We start from the raw sequence: 20,083 nt of genomic DNA on the forward strand, positions 1-20,083 counted from the left end.
ACCCGCCATAAATCTCAAAGGTTGGAGAGCTCTCCTCCCCCTTCATGGGGGAGGTGGCGGCGAAGCCGACGGAGGGGGTCTTTCGACCGTGCGGAGGTTCCCCCTCCGGCCCTCCGGGCCACCTCCCCCAGAAGGGGGAGGAGACCGTTGGCTTCGCTTATGAGTTCTCCAGCTCCACGTTCAGGCCCAGCGAGCGCATTTCCTTCACGAGCACGTTGAACGACTCGGGGATGCCCGCCTCGAAGCTGTCGTCGCCGCGGACGATCGCCTCGTAGACCTTGGTACGGCCGGCCACGTCGTCCGACTTCACCGTCAGCATTTCCTGCAGGGTGTAGGCGGCGCCGTAGGCTTCCAGCGCCCACACCTCCATTTCGCCGAAGCGCTGGCCGCCGAACTGCGCCTTGCCGCCCAGCGGTTGCTGGGTGACGAGCGAGTACGGGCCGATGGAGCGGGCGTGGATCTTGTCGTCGACCAGGTGGTGCAGCTTCAGCATGTAGATGTAGCCGACCGTGACCGGACGCTTGAACTGCTCGCCGGTCTGACCGTCGTAGACGATCGACTGGCCGGTGCGGTCCAGGCCCGCCTTCTCCAGCAGGTCCTCGATGTCCGAGATGTGCGCGCCGTCGAAGACCGGGGTCGCGAACGGAACGCCCTTGGACAGGTTGCGGGCCAGCTCGACCAGATCGTCCTCGCCTTGCGGCAGGGGAGTGTCGGGTCCGTAGATGCTGCTCAGGTGATCGATCAGCGCCTGCTTCTGGCCGCCCTGTTGCCAGGCTTCCAGAAGGCCCTGGATCTGCTTGCCGAGACCGGCGGCGGCCCAGCCCAGGTGGGTTTCGAAGATCTGGCCGATGTTCATGCGCGAGGGCACGCCCAGCGGGTTCAGAACGACGTCCACCGAGGTGCCGTCTTCCAGATGCGGCATGTCCTCGATCGGCAGGATCTTGGAGATGACGCCCTTGTTGCCGTGACGGCCGGCCATCTTGTCGCCGGGCTGAAGCTTGCGCTTCACGGCCACGAAGACCTTGACCATCTTCATCACGCCCGGGGGCAGTTCGTCGCCGCGCTGCAGCTTCTCGACCTTGTCCTCGAAGCGGCGGTCGAGGGCCTTACGGGCGTCCTCGAACTGCTTCTTCATGGCCTCCAGCTCGCCCATCGTCTTCTCGTCGTCGAGAGCGATCTGCCACCACAGGCCCTTGGACAGCTCGCCGAGCTTGTCTTCGGTGATCTCGCCGCGGCCCAGGCCCTTCGGACCCGAGACGGCGGTCTTGCCCAGCAGCAGGGGCTGCAGGCGGCCGTAGACGTTGCGCTCGAGGATCTTGAGCTCGTCGTCGCGGTCCTTGCCCAGACGTTCGATCTCGGCGCGTTCGATCGCCATGGCGCGCTCGTCCTTGTCGACGCCGTGGCGGTTGAAGACGCGCACGTCGACGATGGTGCCGGCGACGCCGGGCGGCAGGCGCAGCGAGGTGTCGCGGACGTCCGAAGCCTTCTCGCCGAAGATGGCGCGCAGCAGCTTCTCTTCCGGGGTCATCGGGCTCTCGCCCTTCGGCGTCACCTTGCCGACCAGGATGTCGCCCGGCTGGACTTCGGCGCCGATCGCCACGATGCCCGCTTCGTCGAGGTTGCGCAGGGCTTCCTCGCCGACGTTGGGGATGTCGCGCGTGATTTCTTCCGGACCCAGCTTGGTGTCGCGGGCCATCACTTCGAACTCGTCGATGTGGATCGACGTGAAGATGTCGTCGCGCACGATGCGCTCCGAGATCAGGATCGAGTCCTCGAAGTTGTAGCCGTTCCACGGCATGAACGCGACGAGGGCGTTCCGGCCCAGGGCCAGTTCGCCCAGGTCCGTCGACGGGCCGTCGGCGATCACGTCGCCGGTCTTCACTTCATCGCCCACGCGCACGATCGGGCGCTGGTTGATGCAGGTCGACTGGTTCGAACGCTGGAACTTGGACAGGCGGTAGATGTCGACGCCCGAGCGGCCGGCTTCCAGGTCGCCGGTGGCGCGCACGACGATGCGGGTGCCGTCGATCTGCTCGACGACGCCGTCACGACGGGCGACCACGACGGCGCCGGAGTCCACGGCCACGACCGCTTCCATGCCGGTGCCGACCAGCGGCGCGTCGGACTGGACCAGCGGCACGGCCTGACGCTGCATGTTCGCGCCCATCAGGGCCCGGTTGGCGTCGTCGTTTTCCAGGAACGGGATCAGGGCGGCGGCGACCGAAACGACCTGCTTCGGCGACACGTCCATCATGTCCACGTCAGCCTTGATCAGCAGCTGGGATTCGCCGTTGATCCGGCCGGGGACCAGGTCCTCGACGATCTGGCCGTCCTTCAGCTCGATGTTGGCCTGGGCGATCGTGTACTTCGCCTCTTCCATGGCCGAGATGTAGACCACCTCGTCCTGGGCCTGGCCGTCCTTCACGCGGCGGTACGGGCTCTCGATGAAGCCGTACTTGTTCACGCGGGCGTGGGTGGCCAGCGAGTTGATCAGGCCGATGTTCGGGCCTTCCGGCGTTTCGATCGGGCAGATGCGGCCGTAGTGGGTCGGGTGCACGTCGCGGACTTCGAAGCCCGCACGCTCACGCGTCAGACCGCCCGGGCCAAGCGCCGAAAGGCGACGCTTGTGGGTGATCTCGGACAGCGGGTTCGTCTGGTCCATGAACTGCGACAGCTGCGACGAGCCGAAGAACTCGCGAACCGCGGCGGCGGCCGGCTTGGCGTTGATCAGGTCGTGCGGCATGACCGTGTCGATATCGACCGAGCTCATGCGCTCCTTGATGGCGCGTTCCATGCGCAGCAGGCCGACGCGGTACTGGTTCTCCAGCAGCTCGCCCACCGAGCGGACGCGGCGGTTGCCCAGGTTGTCGATGTCGTCGATCTCGCCCTGGCCGTCCTTCAGGCCGACCAGGATCTGCAGGACCTTCAGCACGTCTTCCTTGCGCAGCACGCGGATCTCGTCCGAGACCTCGGGGCTTTCCAGACGCATGTTCATCTTGACCCGGCCGACGGCCGACAGGTCGTAGCGTTCGCTGTCGAAGAACAGCGACTGGAACATGGCTTCGGCGGCTTCCGGGGTCGGCGGCTCGCCCGGACGCATCACGCGGTAGACGTCGAACAGCGCGTCCTCGCGGCCGGTGTTCTTGTCGATGCGCAGGGTGTTGCGCATGTAGGCGCCGACCGTGACGTGGTCGATGTCCAGCACGTCGATGGTGGTGAAGCCGTAGCTTTCCAGCAGTTCGATCGTGGCCTGGTCCAGCTCGTCGCCGGCCTCGGCGTAGATCTCGCCGGTTTCGTAGTTCACGGCGTCGGCGGCCAGGTAGCGGGTCAGCAGGGCGTCGGCGGCCAGCGACAGCGAGGTCGTGGTCTCGCCCAGCTTCTTGGCCTGACGGGCGCTAATCTTGGTGCCGGCGGCGGCGATGACTTCACCGGTGTCGGCGTCGACCAGGTCGAACTCCGGCTTCACGCCGCGCCAGCGCTCGGCCTTGTAGGGCGTGACCCAGCCTTCGCCGCGCTTCTCGTAGGGCACGGTGTCGTAGAAGGTCTTGAGGATCTCCTCGCCGTCCATGCCCAGGGCCATCAGGAAGGTCGAGGCCGGCAGCTTCCGGCGACGGTCGATGCGGACGTAGACGATGTCCTTGGCGTCGAACTCGAAGTCCAGCCACGAGCCGCGGTACGGGATCACGCGGGCGGCGAACAGCAGCTTGCCCGAGCTGTGCGTCTTGCCCTTGTCGTGGTCGAAGAAGACGCCCGGCGAACGGTGCATCTGGGACACGATCACCCGCTCGGTCCCGTTGACGATGAAGGTGCCCTTGTCCGTCATGAGCGGGATGTCGCCCATGTAGACGTCCTGCTCCTTGATGTCCTTGACCGAGCGCGCGCCGGTCTCTTCGTCCATCTCGAACACGATCAGGCGCAGCTTCACCTTCAGCGGCGCGGCGTACGTCATGTCGCGCTGGATGCACTCCTCGACGTCGTACTTGGGCTCTTCGAACTCGTACGAGACGTATTCCAGGATGGCGCGTTCGTTGAAGTCCTTGATCGGGAAGACCGACTTGAAGACCGCCTCGATGCCTTCATCGGTGCGCAGGCCCGGACGGCCCTCGCGCTGAAGGAACTGCTCGTACGACGCGCGCTGAACCTCGATCAGGTTCGGCATCTGCACGGCTTCCGGAATACGACCGAAGGAGTGACGGATGCGCTTCTTGCCGGTGAACGAGGTGGCGGTGAGGAACTGACCGCTGACGGTGAGTTCCGCTTTGGACTTGGCCATTCTGTCTTCCCAATGCGGCCCGGGCAGGCCGCTTTAAATGCAGCAGCCACGGCTCGCCGGACGGCGACCCGTGACAATCGGTTTCGGCGTCCACCCTCGGGCCTCGCGGTCCCAGGACACCTGAATTGTATGGCTCCTATGGGGAGGAGCGCGCCTTCGCACCGGTCGGAGGGCGACAAACCGGGCCTCGGCGCTTTCGCGCGGGACTCTTTTGAGAGAGATTGCGGAACCGGGTGATATACTCGCTTTGGCGGCGAAATAAAGGTCGCTGTGGAAAATCTTGGCGCCTCGACGGAATTCGCCTTGCCCTTCCCGCAACCCCCGCCGCAGCCGGACGATATGGGGTCTCTTCCCGTCACCGCCAACTCCCTGCTAGCGTCGCCGTATGACCCGTATCCTGACCGTCTCCGCCGCCACCCTGATCGGGGTCCTGTCGCTCGCCGCCTGCGCCTCCGCGCCCCAGCCCCCCGCCCCCGTGGCGCTGGGGACCGGCACCGCCGAGGGCTGGACCGCCGGCAACCTCGAATACCTGCGCATCAACGGCGCGCGTAAGGGCTGGACCACCACCGAAAGCGGCCTGCAGTACCGCCGCGTCGGCCCCGCCCACCCTGAGGGCCGCCGGCCCGTCGCCGCCGATACGGTCAAGGTCCACTACCGCGGGACGTTCGTGGACGGCCGCCAGTTCGACAGCAGCTATGACCGCAACGAACCCACGGAGTTCCCGCTGGGCCGGGTCATCAAGGGCTGGACCGAGGGCGTCGCCCTGATGCGCGAGGGCGAGAAGTTCGAGTTCGTGATCCCCGCCTCGCTCGGCTACGGCGAGCGCTGGGTCGGCGGTGGCGAGCTGCCGCCCAACTCGACCCTGCTGTTCACGGTCGAGCTGCTGGAAGTGAAGCCGGCGGCCTAGTCCGGCGCCGCCCCCGGCCGCCACCCGCTGGCGGCCAGGAAGGCTTTCGCGTCCGTCATCCGCAGCATGTCGGCGACCGCCTGTCGTTTGTCGGCGGCGTTGCGGTGATACGCTCCTGCGATCCGGTAGCCGACCCAATAGCCCAGATCGCCGGGCCTCTCCGGCGTGGAATTGTAGACCCAGGCCGACAGATCGGTCTTGTCGACGTCGGGGGCGAAGGCGGCCTCGATCTCGGCCTCGCGCCCGGCGACCAGGGCGTCCAGATAGGCGTAGGCCCCATCGCCCGAGACCAGTTCGGTGACGAACTCGGCGATCCCCTCCACCAGGGAGACCTCCAGCACCGTCAGCCCCTCCCTCTCGGTCAGCGCGGCCGCCTGCTGGCTGTGCACATACTCGTGCACCAGCACCCGCACGAAGCGGTCCTCCATGTCGGGATTGATGAAGTCGCTGGCGCACAGCGCTTCCAGTCCCACCTGGATGCCGGTCACCGGACTGCCGATCGCGATCGGCTTGCCGCGCCCGATCGCGAAGGTCGCCGGCGGGAAGCGCGCCTCGGGATAAAGGTCGGCGAACCGCTCCAGCGCCGCGGTCACCCGCGCCCGGACCCGCGGCAGCATGTGGGCGCAGTCCCGCGCCTCGACATACATCCCTGGCCGCGCAGCGATGGCGTCGGCGATCCGGACGCCCGTCACGTTGCGCGCCCGCGCCAGGTTCCTCAGCCCTTCCGAACCTTCGTCAAGATAGGCCTGCAGCTGCTCCGCCGTGGGCCGCCCCTCCGCTGCGTCATACAGGGCGTAGAACCGGTCCACATCGACGGTCTCGATAACGGGGCCCCGCGCTTCGGACGACGGCGCCCTCTCCTGCGCGGCGCCGGCGGTCGCCAGGCCGGTCGCCGCCAGGCAGGCCGCGACGCAGGTCAGGATGCGGTGCAGGCGCATGGGATGTCTCTCCGCCTCGTGGCTTTCAGCACCTGGCTATCACGCCGCCTTGGCCGGACAAGTCCATTCCATCTGAAGCGACGGATTCGGAACATGACGGCGATTTAATGCGGCGGTCGGCTCATCGGGTTGACCGCCATCCCGGCGCGCAGTGATCTGCGCCTCCCAGCCCGCTCACGAGTGCCCTGTGATGATGCGTCCGTCCGTCCGCCTGCTCGCCTCCGCCTGCGCCGCGGCCCTGCTGCTGGGCTCCGCGCCCGCCCTGGCCCAGGTCGGCACGCCGGCCCTGCCCGTGGCCCTGGCCCCGATCCCCGCCCCGCGCGACGTCGCCTATCCGGGCGTGATCGGCATCGAGGTGGACGCCACCGACATCGACCGCCGCATCGTCTCCATCAAACAGACCCTGCCGGTGACCGGCCCCGGTCCGCTGATCCTGCTCTATCCGCAGTGGATCCCCGGCAACCACAGCCCGGCCGGCCCGGTCGACGACATCGCCGACCTCAGCATCACCGCGAACGGCCAGCCGCTGCGCTGGGTCCGCAACACGGTCAACACCAACGCCTTCCAGGTCCAGGTCCCGGCCGGCGCATCGGCGGTCGAGGTCGCCTTCAAATGGCTGACGCCGATCGAGGGCAATCAGGGCCGGATCGTCATCACCGACGACATGCTCAACATCCAGTGGGAGAAGGCCCTGCTCTATCCGGCGGGCTACTATTCCCGCCAGATCCGCTTCCAGCCGACCCTGCGCCTGCCCGCGGGCTGGCGGTACGGCACGGCGCTGGACACTCGGTCGTTCCAGAACGGCGTCGCCGTCTTCGCCCCGATCACCCTGGACCATTTCGCCGACAGCCCGCTGTTCGCCGGCCGCTACTACCGCCAGATCGACCTGGACCCGAACGGCCGCTCGCCCGTGCGCCTGAACGTGGTCGCCGACACCGCCGAACAGCTGGCCGCCACCGACGCCCACATCGCCCAGCACCGCGAGCTGGTGCGCCAGGCCGACCGCCTGTTCGGCGCGCGGCACTATAATCACTATGACTTCCTGCTGGCCGTCACCGACCGGCTGGGCGGGATCGGGCTGGAGCACCAGCGCTCATCCGAGAACAGCGTCGACACCAAATACTTCACCGACCCGACCGGGACGCTCGCCGACCGCGACCTGCTGGGGCACGAATACACCCACAGCTGGAACGGCAAATGGCGGCGTCCCGCCGACCAGCTGACGCCCAACCTGAACGAGCCGCTGCAGAACTCCCTGCTGTGGGTCTATGAGGGCCAGACCCAGTACTGGGGCCTGATCCTGACCGCGCGGGCGGGCCTCATGACCAAGCAGCAGGCGCTGGACGTGTTCGCCAACACCGCGGCGACCTACGCCGACGGCAATCCGGGGCGCGAGTGGCGCGCCATGCAGGACACCACCAACGATCCGATCATCGCCCAGCGCCGGCCCCAGCCCTGGCCCAGCCGCCAGCGCAGCGAGGACTACTACCGCGAAGGCGCGATGATCTGGCTGGACGCCGACACCCTGATCCGCGAGCGGACCGAGGGCCGCAAGTCGCTGGACGACTTCGCCCGCGCCTTCTTCGGCGTGCAGGACGGCAACTGGGATCCGGAGCCCTATACCTTCACCGACGTGACCTCGACCCTGAACGGGGTGCAGGCCGACGACTGGGCCACCTTCCTGCGGGATCGTCTGGACGCCGTCGGCCCGAACGCCCACGGGCCGTTGGCCGGGATCGAGCGCGGCGGCTACCGGCTGGTCTGGCGCGAGACGCCCAATGACTATTCGAAAGCCCTGAACACCGAGCTGGGCCGGGTCGATTTCCAGTACTCGCTGGGTCTTTCGCTGAACGCGTCGAACCGCGTCACCGGCGTCCGCTGGGGCTCGCCCGCCTTCGAGGCCGGGCTGACCTCGGGCTGGGAGGTCGTGGCCGTCAACGGCCGCGCCGCCAGCGCCGCCGCCATCGCCGCGGCCATCACCGCCTCGAAGGCCGACAGCACGCCCATCCAGATGATGCTGAAGAAGGACGAACGCTTCCGCACCATCGATTTCGACTACCACGGCGGCCTGCGCTACCCGCATCTGGAGCGGATCGAGGGCGCGCCCGACCGGCTGGGCGACATTCTCGCCCCGCGCCGCCGCTAATTCCGAGGACCGACCGCATGCTGAAGCCCGCCGCCCTCGCCCTTCTGCTCGCCTCGACGGCCCTGCCCGCCCTGGCCCAGAGCCCCGCCTCGCAGGCGCAGACGCCCCTGCCCGCGCCCACCAGCCTGCCGCACGCCCTGCCGCCGATTCCGGCGCCGCAGGACCGCGACTATCCGGGCGTCATCGGCATCCGCGTCGACCTGACGGACCTGGACCACAAGATCATCCGCACCCGCCAGACCATCCCGGTCGCGGCCGGGCATCTGGTGCTGCAGTATCCGAAATACATCCCCGGCAACCACGCCGACACCGGCCCGATCCAGCTGATCTCCGGCGTCACCGTCACCGGCAATGGACGGCGGATCGAGTGGGTGCGCGACACCGTCGATCCGCACGCCTTCCACCTGGACATCCCGGCGGGGGTCTCGACCATCGAGGTCGCGTTCGAGTGGCTGACCCAGCCGGACAACGCCGTCTGGCGCGTGGTCATGACGCCCGAGATCGTCAACCTGCAGTGGGAGAAGGCCCTGCTCTATCCGGCGGGCTACGCCCAGAGCCGGATCACCTTCGCCCCCTCGGTCGTGCTGCCGGCGGGCTGGGACTACGGCGTGGCCCTGACCACCACGCGGCGCGAGGGCGACGTGGCGACCTTCGCCCCCATATCGCTGGAGCATCTGGCCGACAGCCCCATGTTCGCGGGCAAGCACTATCGCCGCATCGACATCGATCCGGGCGGTCGGTCGCCGGTGCATCTGAACCTGGTCGGCGACACCGCCGCCTCGGTCAACATCACGCCCGAGTGGACGGCCAGGTACGAGGCCCTGATCGACCAGGCTGACCATCTGTTCGGCGCCCGGCATTTCGACCGCTACGAATTCCTGTTCGCGATGACCGACAAGCTGGGCGGCATCGGGCTGGAGCATCACCGCTCGTCCGAAAACACGGGCGCGCCCAACTACTTCTCCAGCGCCAATCCCGCCTACGGCGCGCGCGGCCTGCTGCCGCACGAGTACACCCACAGCTGGAACGGCAAATTCCGCCGTCCCGCCGACGAGTACGTGCCCAACCTCAACGTCCCGACCCAGAACAGCCTGATGTGGGTCTATGAGGGCCAGACCGAATACTGGGGCGACGTCCTGACCCCGCGCTCGGGCCTCGGCACGGTCGAGGAGGCCGTCATCAACCTGGCCGAGGTCGCGGGCTTCTACGACCAGCAGCCGGGTCGCCAGTGGCGGGCGCTGCAGGACACCACCAACCACAATCTGCTGGGCTATCGCACGACCAATCCGTGGTCGTCGTGGATGCGCGGCACCGGCGACTACTACCGCGAGGCCCTGCTGATCTGGCTGGACGCCGACACCCTGATCCGGGCCGAGACCGGCGAGCGCAAGTCGCTGGACGACTTCGCCAAGGCCTTCTTCGGGGTCGAGGACGGCGTCTGGGAAGCGCGGCCGTATACGTTCGAGGATGTGGTCACGACCCTGAACGCGGTGCATCCGCACGACTGGGCGACCTTCCTGCGCACCCGCCTGGACGCCGTCGGGCCGGACGCCAAGGCGCCGCTGGACGGGCTGGAGCGCGCGGGCTGGCGCCTGACCTGGGTCGACGACCTGACGCCGGTCGAGAGGCGCATGCTGGGCGGCTGGGCGAGCGACTTCCAGTATTCGCTCGGCTTCAACCTGGGCGCCGGCAACCGCATCACCGGCGTGCGCTGGGGCTCGCTCGCCTTCGCCGAGGGGCTCGGCGCGGGCTGGGACCTGGTGGCCGTCGGCGACCGCACGGCCTCGCCCGCGGCCCTGCGCGCCGCCGTCACCGCCGCCAAGACCAGCGCCGAACCGATCCGGCTGGTGGTCAAACGCGGCGACGAGTTCCGCACCCTGTCCTTCGACTACCACGGCGGCCTGCGCTATCCGCGTCTGGTCCGCATCCCGGGGACCCGCGACCGGCTGGCCGACATCTTCGCCCCGCGCCGGCGCTGATCGCGGGAGACCGGATTACGGAAACATAATGGGGCGGCCTGCATCCATGAGACGGGCCGGCCGCCTCTTCTCTCGCCAGCGTGACTGTCACGCTTGAAAGGGGTTCCAGTGTTCAATCGTAGTCTTTCCCGCCCGGGTCTTCGCACCCGCCTGCTGCTCACGACGCTGACCGCGCTCGCGCTGAGCGCCGGTCCTGTCCTGGCCCAGGATGTCGGCCGCATGGAGCAGATCCTCAGCGAAGCCGCCGCGCGCGATGCTTTCGCGGGTTCGGTCCTGGTCGCCCGCGGCGGCGAGGTCCTGCTGGACCGGGGCTACGGCATGGCCAACCGCGAATGGGCCATCCCCAACGACGGCGACACCAAATTCCGCCTCGCCTCGGTCAGCAAGCAGTTCACCGCCGTCGCCGCCGTCCTGCTCAGCCAGCGCGGACAACTGGATCTGGACGCGCCCCTGAAGACCTATCTGCCGGACGCCCCGGCGGCATGGGACCAGGTCACCGTCCGGCATCTGCTGACGCACACCTCCGGCATTCCCAACTTCACCGCCTTCGACGACTTCGCGGCCACCAAGACCGTGGCGACGACGCTGCCGGAGCTGATCGCCCGCTTCCGCGACCGCCCGCTCGACTTCCAGCCGGGCCGGGGCTGGGCCTACTCCAACTCCGGCTATGTCCTGCTGACCGCCGTCATCGAACGGGTCAGCGGCAAGCCCTACGCCGCCTTCGTGTCGGAAGCCCTGTTCCAGCCCCTCGGCATGACCGACAGCGGCTATGACAGCCACGCCGCCATCCTGCCCCGCCGGGCCTCGGGCTACACTCCGTCCGCCCAGGGCGTCGTCAACGCCGACTATATCGACATGAGCGTCCCGCAGGGCGCCGGCGGCCTGTACTCCACCACGCGCGACCTCCTGAAGTGGGAACAGGGCCTGTTCGGCGGACGGATCCTCAACCCGGCCTCGCTCGCGCAGCTGATCACGCCCGTGCGGAACGACTACGCCATGGGCCTGGAGGTCGAGCGCGCCGGCGAAGGCTCGATCGTTCGCCACAACGGCGGCATCGAGGGCTTCAACACCTGGATGGGTCATGACACCGCCGGCGGCATGACCGTCATCGTGCTGGGCAATCTGAACGGGCCCGAGTCGGACAAGCTGGGCGCCGACCTGATGACGCTGGCGCGGGGCGGAACCGTCTCCCTGCCCGGTGAACGCCAGGCCGTCACCCTCGGAGCGGAAGCGCTGCAAGCCTATGTCGGCGTCTACGAACTGGCCCCGACCTTCGCCATCACCGTGTCTGTCGTGGACGGCAAGCTGATGGGCGTGGCGACCGGCCAGCCGCCGTTCGAACTGTTCGCCGAGGCCCCGGACGCCTTCTTCGTGCGCGTCGTCGACGCCCGCATCACCTTCACCCGCGACGCGGCGGGCGCGGTCTCCGGCCTCGTCCTGCACCAGAACGGCCGGGACATGCCCGCGCCGAAGAAATAACCTCAAAAGAAAACGGGCCGGGGATTTCTCCCCGGCCCGTCTTCTCCCTCCCCTTTATGGGGAGGGACAGTCGGAGCGTAGCGACGACAGGGTGGGGAACGTCGAAACATCTCCACCCCGATCGCTGCGCGATCGCCCCTCCCCACTTCGGGGGAGGGAGAAGGTCCGTCTTACTTGATCTGGACCTTGGCGCCGGCTTCCGTGAGCTTCTTGGCGACTTCGTCGGCGGCTTGCTTCGAGACGTTCTCGACGACGTTCTGCGGAGCGCCTTCGACCAGGTCCTTGGCTTCCTTCAGACCCAGGTCCGAACGCACGCCACGGACTTCCTTGATGACGTTGATCTTCTTGTCGCCGCCGTCGATCAGGACGACGGTGAACTCGGTTTGCTCTTCAGCAGCTTCGGCCGGAGCGGCGGCGCCGCCGCCGACAGCGGCCACGGCGACCGGAGCAGCGGCGCTGACGCCCCACTTTTCTTCCAGCAGCTTGGACAGTTCAGCGGCTTCGAGGACGGTCAGCTTGGACAGGTCTTCGACGATCTTGGTCAGGTCGGTCATAGTCAGTTTCCTTCGGAGGAATTGGGTTCAGAGAGTTTTTGCAGAGATGAAAGAGGCGGTTCCGCTTACGCGGCGTCCTTCGTGGCGTAGGCGTTGAAAACGCGAGCCAGTTGGCCGGCCGGGGCTTGCACGACGCCGGCGATGCGGGTCGCGGGCGTGCTGAGCAGGCCGAGGAACGACGCGCGGATCTGATCCAGCGACGGCAGTTTGGAGAGAACCTCCACGCCCTTCGCGTCCAGAACCTTGTCACCCATGAAGCCGCCCAGGACGACGAACTTGTCGTTGCCCTTGGCGAATTCGGCGGTGACCTTGGCGGCCGTCACCGCGTCGTCGGCATAGGCGATGCCCACGGGACCCTTGAACAGGCCGTGGTAGTCGCTGCCTTCAGCGGCTTCGAGCGCCTTCAGCGCCAGGCGGTTCTTGACCACCTTGAACGCGCCGCCTTCTTTACGAAGACGGCCACGCAGATCTTCCATATCCGCAACGGTCAGACCCAGGTTGTGGGTCACGACCACGGCGCCCGCGTCGGCGAAAACGCCCTTCAGCGTTTCGATCGACTCGGCTTTTTGTGCGCGGTCCATTGCGGTCTCCAGTCTTGGTACTCGCCTTCGGGCTTATTCCCGGAAGCGTATGGCCAAAGCGCCGCGCATCGCTGCGAAGCGTTCAGGCCGGTCGTATTGTCCGAAGGAAGCTCGAACCCCGTACGCCCGAAAAAACCGGGTGACGGCGGTCGTCTGCATCCCCATCTCCCCACGGCGCCAGAGGGCTCTCTGACAGTTACGGCATGGGTGACCCCCACGCCCCGAAGTTCTCGGACAGGACCGCCGCGTCCCGAAGGCAGCGACGGAGAAGGCGCGCTCTATACACGCAATCGCCGCAAACTCAAGCCGTCAGCGACTGCACAGGGCGTCTGCACGGGAAATCCTCAAGACGCGGACCGCGATCCGGGGCAGGATCGCCGCCGATCAAGGGTGGGGAGCCCCGCATGACCGACGCCATCGAAGCCACGGGCCGCAACAGCCTGGGCCGCACGGGATCGCCGCTGCTGATCGGAGCCCGATTGGCGATCGGCCTGATCCAGGGCGCGGCCCTGTGGTGGCTCTACCAGACCGCGGATAATCCGCCCTACAGCTGGCCCGCCACCGTTCCGGAGCTGTTCGGACCACTGGCGCTGATCCTGGTCATGGTCCCGGTCCTGATGCTGGCCGGCGTGGGCCGCATGCGCCCGGCGACCCTGCTGCTCTGGGGGCTCGGCGCCGTCGCCTTCCTGGCGTTGCTGGGCTGGCACAATGTGGCGTCCCAGGCGACCTCGCCGGGCTACGGCCCGCGGGAATATCCCCCCTTCCTGAACATGCCCATGCCGCTGTTCGCGGCCGCCGCCCTGTTCATCGGCCACCACCTGGTCCTCGGCGCGGACATGGAGCGGCGCTGGATCGCGGCCTTCCCGACCTATTTCGACACCGCCTGGAAGGCCGGCGTCCAGCTGGCCCTGTCCATCGGCTTCACCGGCGCCTTCTGGATCCTGCTCCACCTCGGCGCGGCCCTGTTCAACGTCATCGGGCTGAAGTTCCTTGAGGACCTGATCCGGCAGGAATGGTTCGCCATCCCGATCACCACCCTGATGTTCGCCGTGGCCGTGCACCTGACCGACGTGCGCGACGGACTGATCCGGGGCGTGCGCAGCGTGGCGCTGATGCTGCTGTCCTGGCTGCTGCTGCTCATGACCGTGCTGGCCGCGGGCTTCCTGGCCGCCCTGCCCTTCACCGGCCTGGACGGCCTGTGGAACACCGGCAGCGCCACCGCCCTGGTGCTCGCCGCCGCCGCCGCCCTGATCATCCTGATCAACACCGCCTATCAGGACGGCCGGGCGGACAATCTGCCGCCGGTCATCCTGCGCTGGGCGGTGAGGGTCGCCTCAGTGCTGCTGACGCCGCTGGTCATCCTGGCCTTCTGGGGTCTGGCCCTGCGCATCGGCCAGCACGGCCTGACGCCGGACCGGATCATCGCCTTCGCCTGCGCCGTCATCGGCGCGGCCTATGCCGCCGGCTACGGCTTCGCCGCCCTTCAGCCCTTCTGGCGCAAGGGCGCCGACTGGATGCAACCGCTGGAGCGCACCAACGTCATCACCGCCGTGCTCGAGGTCGCCGTCATCCTGGCCCTGTTCAGCCCCATCGCCGACCCGGCCCGTCTGTCCGTTGCCGATCAGGTCGCCCGGCTGGAGCGCGGCGCGGTCAAGCCGGACCAGTTCGACTACCGCTTCCTGCGCTTCGAAAGCGGCAAGGCCGGCGAGGCGGCGCTGGAGCGGCTGACCCGGTCCTCCGATCCGCTGGTCGCCCGCAGCGCCCGCAATATGAAAGCCATCGACCATCGCAGGGAGGTCCCCGACGTGGGCGCGCCCGACTTCATCCCGATCTACGAGGTGGTTCCCGCCGGCGCCCGCCTGCCCGACGGATTCGCGAAAGCGCTCCGGCCCACCGACGACCGCGTCCAGGTCTGCAACACCGCCGGCGCCTGCGTGGCCAGCCCGATCGACCTGAACGGCGACGGCCGTCCGGAAGTCCTGATCGCGAACAGTAGTGCGATCCAGTTCTGGACCCTTCGGGACAACACGTGGACCGCCGTCGGCGCCTGGGCGCACGACTGGTGCATACCGGAAGGTGCGCGCCAGCGGACCGACCCTCGAGACGCCCTGCGCAAGGGTCAGGTCCGCCCCGTGGACTCGGAGTGGCCCGATCTGGAAATTGCCGGGAACCGGTCCGGCGGCTTGATAAAGAACCGGCAGTGTGAGGCGGCCTCGGCGGTCATCGACTAGCCCCGTTAACCCCCCGCTCACCCTGCCCGACCACCCGATCTTCACCTTGTGAGGCCTAAAACGTCCCGGAATGAGCCAGCTCCACCATTGAGAGCTGGCCGGACGTGATGGAACAGGGGCCGCCCGCATGGCGAAGACCGTACTTGTCGTTGACGACGATCCGACCCAGCGCCGCATCGCGCAGGCGGTGCTCGAGCGCGAGGGTTACGTCGTCGTCCATGCCGAGAGCGGCGGCGAGGCCATCGACCGCCTGACCAAGGGCGGCGGGGCCGACGTGGTCCTGCTCGACATGGTCATGCCGGGCATGAGCGGCATGGAGGCCCTGGCCGAGATCCGCACCGCCGGCGTCGGCACCCCCGTCATCGTCCTGACGGCCAACGGCGGCGTCGATGCGGTCGTCAAGGCCATGCAGGCCGGGGCCCAGGACTTCTTCGTCAAGCCGGTCTCCGCCGAACGCCTTCTGGTCGGCGTCCGCAACGCCCTGCAGCTCACGCAGCTGACGGCCGAGGTCGGCCGCCTGAAGAAACACCATTCCGGCCGCACCTCCTTCGACGACCTGGTGGGCCAGAGCGCGCCCATGCGCATGGTCAAGTCGCTGGGCGCCCGCGCCGCCAAATCGGGCATTCCGGTGCTGATCACCGGCGAAAGCGGCGTCGGCAAGGAAGTCATCGCCCGCGCCCTGCACGGCGCCTCGGACCGCTCGGGCAAGCCCTTCGTGGCCGTCAACTGCGGCGCCCTGCCCGTCAATCTCGTGGAATCGATCCTCTTCGGCCACGAGAAGGGCAGCTTCACCGGCGCCACCGACAAGCACCTGGGCAAGTTCGCCGAGGCCTCGGGCGGCACCCTGTTCCTGGACGAGATCGGCGAACTGCCGCTGGACATGCAGGTCAAGCTGCTGCGCGCGCTCCAGGAAGGCGAGATCGACCCCGTCGGCTCCAAGCGCTCGGTCAAGGTCGATGTCCGCATCATCTCGGCCACCAACCGCGACCTGGCCGAACAGGTGCGCGACGGCCGCTTCCGCGAGGACCTCTTCTATCGCCTGAACGTCTTCCCCATCGAGGCCCCGGCCCTGCGCGAACGGCGCGAGGACATCCCGGCCCTGGTCGACCACTTCATCGCCCGGTTCAACATCGAGGAAGGCAAGCGCGTCGCCGGCCTGTCGGGCGAGACCCTGGTCCTGCTGACCGCCTTCGACTGGCCCGGCAACGTCCGCCAGCTCGAGAACGCGGTCTATCGCGCCATCATCCTGGCCGACGCCCCCTTCCTGCAGCCGCACGACTTCCCGGCCATCTCCGGCCTCTCCTCCCCCCCCATGGGGGAGGTGGCTCATGGCGACAGCCATGAGACGGAGGGCGCGCCCGCGGCCGCTCAGCCCTACCCCTCCGACATCGACCTGCCGCCCTTGCCGGACACGCCGATCCGCATCCTCGACGATCGCGGACACCTGCGGACCCTGGAGGAGATCGAGCGCGACCTCATCCAGCACGCCATCGAGGTCTACGCCGGCCATATGTCCGAGATCGCGCGCCGCCTCGGCATCGGCCGCTCGACCCTCTACCGCAAGGTGCGGGAACAGGGCCTCGAAGGCGCGCTCAAGGACGCGGGCTAAAGCGAAATCGGTCGAGCTGGGCGCAGTCCGGCTCGGCTCAGATTTCGCTCCACGCCGGCGTGGAGCAAATCGGCAACGCCCCGGGGAAGTCCCAAGTCTGAACTAAAGTTCATTGGCGTCGGCATGCAACGCCCTTGAAGACGAGGTGCGGACTGGCGGGCAACTCTCGGTTTCATCGCTGAAATGCGACGGAAACACAGGCGCCGCACGTTTGCTGCTCAGTTTCTTCTCCCCCCGAGGCCCCACGAATGCTGCTTGTGACCACCGCGCTGTCCGGCCTCCTCGCCGGCGTGATTCAGACCGCGCCGACCCCGCCGCAGACGCCGCCGCAGCAGCCGCCGGCCCCGACCACCGCCGCCCCGGCCACGCCGGCCGAGGACGACGACGCCTATGACCTGGGCACCGTCTCGGTCGTCGGCGCCCGCCCGCGCGGCAGCGTCGACACCGACATCCCCGCCGACGTCACCCTTTCGGCCGAGCAGATCCAGGCCTACGGCGCCTCGAACATCGCCGAGCTGATGACCTATCTGGAGCCGCTGACCCGCAGCTCCAGCGGCCGCACCGACCTGCAGCCGGTCTTCCTGGTCAACGGCCGCCGCATCTCGGGCTTCCAGGAAATCCAGGGCATCCCGACCGAGGCCATCGAGCGCACCGACATCCTGCCCGAGCAGGTCGCCCTGCAGTTCGGCTACCGCGCAGAGCAGCGGGTGGTGAACTTCGTCCTCAAGGCCAATTTCAACTCCATCACCGGCGAGCTCACCGCCCGAGGCCCGACCCAGGGCGGCCGCACCACGGCCGAGATCGAGGGCAACGTCCTGCGCATCAGCGGCTCGAACCGCTGGTCGATGGACGCCGAGCACGAGCGCTCCACCCCCCTGTTCGAATCCGAGCGGGACATCACCCGCCAGGCGGGCTCCACGCCCTATGACCTGATCGGCAACGTCACCAGCCCCGGCTATTCCCCCGGCTGTCTGACGGCCAATCCGGCCACCTGCACCGTGATCGATCCCGCGCTGGGCGCGATCACCCGGGTTCCGGGTTCGACCACCACCCCGACCCTCGCGGACTTCATCGCCGCCGCCGGCGGCGGTCCGCGCACCGGCGACCTGGGCGCCTATCGCACCCTGCTGTCGGAAAGCGAGCGCACCACCGTTCGCGGCACGATGAAGCGCGACCTCAACAGCACCACCCAGGCCACCGTCAGCGGCAGCATCGAGGACAACTCCAGCCGCAGCTTCAACGGCCTGCCGGGCGTCAACCTGAGTCTCTCGGACACCAACACCTACTCGCCGTTCGCGGGCCCCGTTCAGGTCTTCCGTTACATCGACGACGCGGCCTCCCTGCGCCGCGAGACGGATTCGCTGAACGCCAAGCTGGGCGTGGTCGTCGACGGCTTCCTCGGCGAGGACTGGCGCTGGACCCTGACCGGCAACTACGAGCGCACCGAGACCGACACCACCACCGGCCGGGGCTATGACATCACGCCGTTCCAGACCCGCCTGAACGCCAACGACGCCGCGGCCAATCCGTTCGCCGCGCTGAACCCGGCCGACTTCACCCGTCGCCCCAACGACACCGCCAACTCGGTCTCGCAACTGCTCAGCGCCGAGGTCGTACTGAACGGCGACATCTTCGACCTGCCCGCCGGCGGCGTCTCCTCGACCTTCAAATTCGGCGCCGACACCCGCTCGCTGGACTCCACCAGCACCCGGGCGGACAACGCCGGCCTGCTGGTGACCACCGACCGCTCGCAGTCGCGCGACCGCGTCAACGGCCAGGGCACCTTCAACCTCCCCATCGCCAGCCGCCGCCAGGACGTTCTGCCCTTCCTCGGCGATCTCTCGGTCAACGCCACCGTCGGCTATGAGGAGCTGTCCGACTTCGGCGGCCTGCCCAGCTACAACATCGGCCTGAACTGGTCACCGATCGCGCCGCTCAGCTTCCTCGTCAGCTATGCCGACGAACAGGGCGCGCCCAGCATCAGCCAACTGAACGACCCGGCCGTCTCCACGCCCAACGTCCCGGTCTTCGACTTCGCCACCAACCGGACCGTGCTGGTCACCCAGACCACCGGCGGCAACCCGAACCTGAACGCCGACAACCGCAAGGTCATCCGCATCGGCGGCACCTGGCGGCCGATGACCAGCCAGGACCTGTCGTTCCAGACGACCTGGACCGTGAGCCGGACCGACGACTATCTGGCCGCCTTCCCCACCATCACCCCGGACCTCGAGGCCGCCCTCCCGGGCCGCTTCACCCGCGTCAACGGCGTGCTGACGGCGATCGATTCCCGCCCGCTGAACTTCTCCAGGTACGAGCGCCAGGACATCCGCACCGGCATCAACTACTCGCGCGCCTTCGGGACGCCGAACCCGGCCGCGGCCGGCCAGACGCCCTTGCCCGGCATGCCCGGCGGCATGCGTCCGCCCCGCGGCGGCGGCGGCGGCATGCAGATTCGCGTCGAGGGTCCGGGCGGCGGCGGCGGTGGGGGCGGTCAGCAGATCCGCATGGGCGGCGGCGGTCGCGGCGGCCCGCCGATGCAGCCCGGCCAGGGCCGCTTCAACATCTCGCTGTACCACACCATCCGCCTGCAGGATGAGATCACCATCGCCGACGGCCTGCCGGTCATCGACCTGCTGGACGGCGGCGCCACCTCGTCCCGCGGCGGCAGCCCGCGCAACGAGCTGCAGCTGGTCACCGGCGTGTTCCGCAACGGCTTCGGCGGCTTCATGTTCGCCAACTGGCGCGGGGGCACCCGCGTCGACGGCGGCACGGGTCCGGACCTGAATTTCGCCGATCAGACCACGGTCAACCTGAACCTCTTCATGGATCTGAACCAGCGCACCAGCTGGGTCGCCAAATATCCGATCCTGAAGGGGACGCGCATCCAGTTCGGCATCCAGAACCTGTTCGACACCCGCCCGGAGGCCTCCGTGGCGTCCGGCGAGGTGCCGACCAACTACCAGCCCGACTATCTCGACCCGCAGGGCCGCGTGGTCAGCCTGACGCTGCGCAAGATCCTGTTCTAGTCGTCGGCCTTGGGGGGCGGAGCCTTCCGCCCCCATCGCCGCTTCGGCTCCTCGCCGTTGGCCTTGGCGGTGATTTCCTTGAGCTTGCGGCCCTGCATCGACGACAGGGCCTGCCCCGGCGCACCCAGTTCGGGATCGCCGAAGGCGCGGCCGTGGGTCTTCACCCGCTCCGAGACCGAGTCCAGGAACTCGCCCTCCCATTCGGACAGCGAAACGCCCGCCTTCTCTGCCGAGCGGCGGGCGCGCTTCAATGCGTTGAGGGCCGCGCGCTGGGCGGCCTTGCGTTCAGCCTCGAACGGGCTGGCGGGCGGTTTCTTCGAACCGCCCTTGCCGCCGCCGAACCCTGTCCGCTTCAGG

The 20,083-nt window shown here is 68.3% G+C and carries 12 protein-coding genes; 7 read left to right on the forward strand and 5 right to left on the reverse strand.

The window, feature by feature from the left end; translation table 11 throughout:
* Positions 1-157: 157 nt before the first annotated feature.
* The gene (gene rpoB / locus AC07NB_RS15335; RefSeq protein WP_492312692.1) at positions 158-4,273 is read right to left on the reverse strand and encodes a DNA-directed RNA polymerase subunit beta; all 4,116 of its coding nucleotides are present in this window, start codon (positions 4,271-4,273) and stop codon (positions 158-160) included.
* A gap of 385 nt (positions 4,274-4,658) precedes the next feature.
* Here rpoB and AC07NB_RS15340 point away from each other — a divergent pair, with 385 nt between their 5' ends.
* Positions 4,659-5,180, forward strand: coding sequence for an FKBP-type peptidyl-prolyl cis-trans isomerase (locus AC07NB_RS15340; protein ID WP_494572118.1), 522 nt, complete (start codon positions 4,659-4,661; stop codon positions 5,178-5,180).
* Here AC07NB_RS15340 and AC07NB_RS15345 read toward each other — a convergent pair.
* Positions 5,177-6,118 (reverse strand): DUF2268 domain-containing putative Zn-dependent protease, encoded by a 942-nt coding sequence (locus AC07NB_RS15345; RefSeq protein ID WP_494572117.1) that lies wholly within the window; start codon positions 6,116-6,118, stop codon positions 5,177-5,179. The two genes, AC07NB_RS15340 and AC07NB_RS15345, sit on opposite strands and share 4 nt — an antisense overlap.
* A gap of 193 nt (positions 6,119-6,311) precedes the next feature.
* Between AC07NB_RS15345 and AC07NB_RS15350 the strand changes: the two genes are divergently transcribed.
* The 3 genes from AC07NB_RS15350 (at position 6,312) to AC07NB_RS15360 (ending at position 11,722) form a co-directional block, all read left to right on the forward strand.
* A complete protein-coding gene (locus AC07NB_RS15350) occupies positions 6,312-8,264 on the forward strand; it encodes a M61 family metallopeptidase (protein ID WP_494572126.1) in 1,953 nt (650 codons plus the stop codon).
* Positions 8,265-8,281: 17 nt separating this feature from the next.
* Entirely contained in the window at positions 8,282-10,243 is a 1,962-nt protein-coding gene (locus AC07NB_RS15355; protein WP_494572116.1) for a M61 family metallopeptidase, read from the forward strand.
* Between the two features lie 108 nt (positions 10,244-10,351).
* Positions 10,352-11,722: a serine hydrolase gene (locus AC07NB_RS15360; protein WP_494572115.1), complete on the forward strand. Its 1,371-nt coding sequence runs from the start codon at positions 10,352-10,354 to the stop codon at positions 11,720-11,722.
* A 170-nt stretch (positions 11,723-11,892) separates the two neighbouring features.
* On the opposite strand, the gene rplL is transcribed toward AC07NB_RS15360, so the two are convergent.
* Together rplL and rplJ are read right to left on the reverse strand one after the other, a co-directional pair.
* A complete protein-coding gene (gene rplL / locus AC07NB_RS15365; RefSeq protein WP_291835063.1) occupies positions 11,893-12,276 on the reverse strand; it encodes a 50S ribosomal protein L7/L12 in 384 nt (127 codons plus the stop codon).
* Between the two features lie 65 nt (positions 12,277-12,341).
* Complete coding sequence (gene rplJ / locus AC07NB_RS15370; RefSeq protein ID WP_291835067.1) at positions 12,342-12,857, reverse strand: 50S ribosomal protein L10; 516 nt, start codon at positions 12,855-12,857, stop codon at positions 12,342-12,344.
* Between the two features lie 404 nt (positions 12,858-13,261).
* On the opposite strand from rplJ, the gene AC07NB_RS15375 reads away from it, so the two are divergent.
* The 3 genes from AC07NB_RS15375 to AC07NB_RS15385 all read left to right on the forward strand — a co-directional run bounded on the left by AC07NB_RS15375 (position 13,262) and on the right by AC07NB_RS15385 (position 19,726).
* Positions 13,262-15,088 (forward strand): FG-GAP repeat domain-containing protein, encoded by a 1,827-nt coding sequence (locus AC07NB_RS15375; protein WP_494572114.1) that lies wholly within the window; start codon positions 13,262-13,264, stop codon positions 15,086-15,088.
* A gap of 127 nt (positions 15,089-15,215) precedes the next feature.
* Positions 15,216-16,697: a sigma-54-dependent transcriptional regulator gene (locus AC07NB_RS15380; protein ID WP_494572113.1), complete on the forward strand. Its 1,482-nt coding sequence runs from the start codon at positions 15,216-15,218 to the stop codon at positions 16,695-16,697.
* Positions 16,698-16,945: 248 nt separating this feature from the next.
* A complete protein-coding gene (locus AC07NB_RS15385) occupies positions 16,946-19,726 on the forward strand; it encodes a TonB-dependent receptor (protein WP_494572112.1) in 2,781 nt (926 codons plus the stop codon).
* Here AC07NB_RS15385 and AC07NB_RS15390 read toward each other — a convergent pair.
* Positions 19,723-20,082, reverse strand: coding sequence for a hypothetical protein (locus AC07NB_RS15390; RefSeq protein ID WP_492312729.1), 360 nt, complete (start codon positions 20,080-20,082; stop codon positions 19,723-19,725). The genes AC07NB_RS15385 and AC07NB_RS15390 overlap by 4 nt on opposite strands.
* Position 20,083: the final 1 nt, after the last annotated feature.

The sequence above is a fragment of the Brevundimonas sp. GW821-FHT09G01 genome (assembly GCF_059416065.1).

What these genes read in the sequence shown, in the direction of transcription:
- AC07NB_RS15385 (WP_494572112.1), top strand. Translation starts at nt 16,946, where the DNA reads ATGCTGCTTGTGACCACCGCGCTGTCCGGCCTCCTCGCCGGCGTGATT.
- AC07NB_RS15345 (WP_494572117.1), bottom strand. Translation starts at nt 6,118, where the DNA reads ATGCGCCTGCACCGCATCCTGACCTGCGTCGCGGCCTGCCTGGCGGCG.
- rplL (WP_291835063.1), bottom strand. Translation starts at nt 12,276, where the DNA reads ATGACCGACCTGACCAAGATCGTCGAAGACCTGTCCAAGCTGACCGTC.
- AC07NB_RS15380 (WP_494572113.1), top strand. Translation starts at nt 15,216, where the DNA reads ATGGCGAAGACCGTACTTGTCGTTGACGACGATCCGACCCAGCGCCGC.
- AC07NB_RS15355 (WP_494572116.1), top strand. Translation starts at nt 8,282, where the DNA reads ATGCTGAAGCCCGCCGCCCTCGCCCTTCTGCTCGCCTCGACGGCCCTG.
- AC07NB_RS15350 (WP_494572126.1), top strand. Translation starts at nt 6,312, where the DNA reads ATGCGTCCGTCCGTCCGCCTGCTCGCCTCCGCCTGCGCCGCGGCCCTG.
- rpoB (WP_492312692.1), bottom strand. Translation starts at nt 4,273, where the DNA reads ATGGCCAAGTCCAAAGCGGAACTCACCGTCAGCGGTCAGTTCCTCACC.
- AC07NB_RS15375 (WP_494572114.1), top strand. Translation starts at nt 13,262, where the DNA reads ATGACCGACGCCATCGAAGCCACGGGCCGCAACAGCCTGGGCCGCACG.
- AC07NB_RS15340 (WP_494572118.1), top strand. Translation starts at nt 4,659, where the DNA reads ATGACCCGTATCCTGACCGTCTCCGCCGCCACCCTGATCGGGGTCCTG.
- rplJ (WP_291835067.1), bottom strand. Translation starts at nt 12,857, where the DNA reads ATGGACCGCGCACAAAAAGCCGAGTCGATCGAAACGCTGAAGGGCGTT.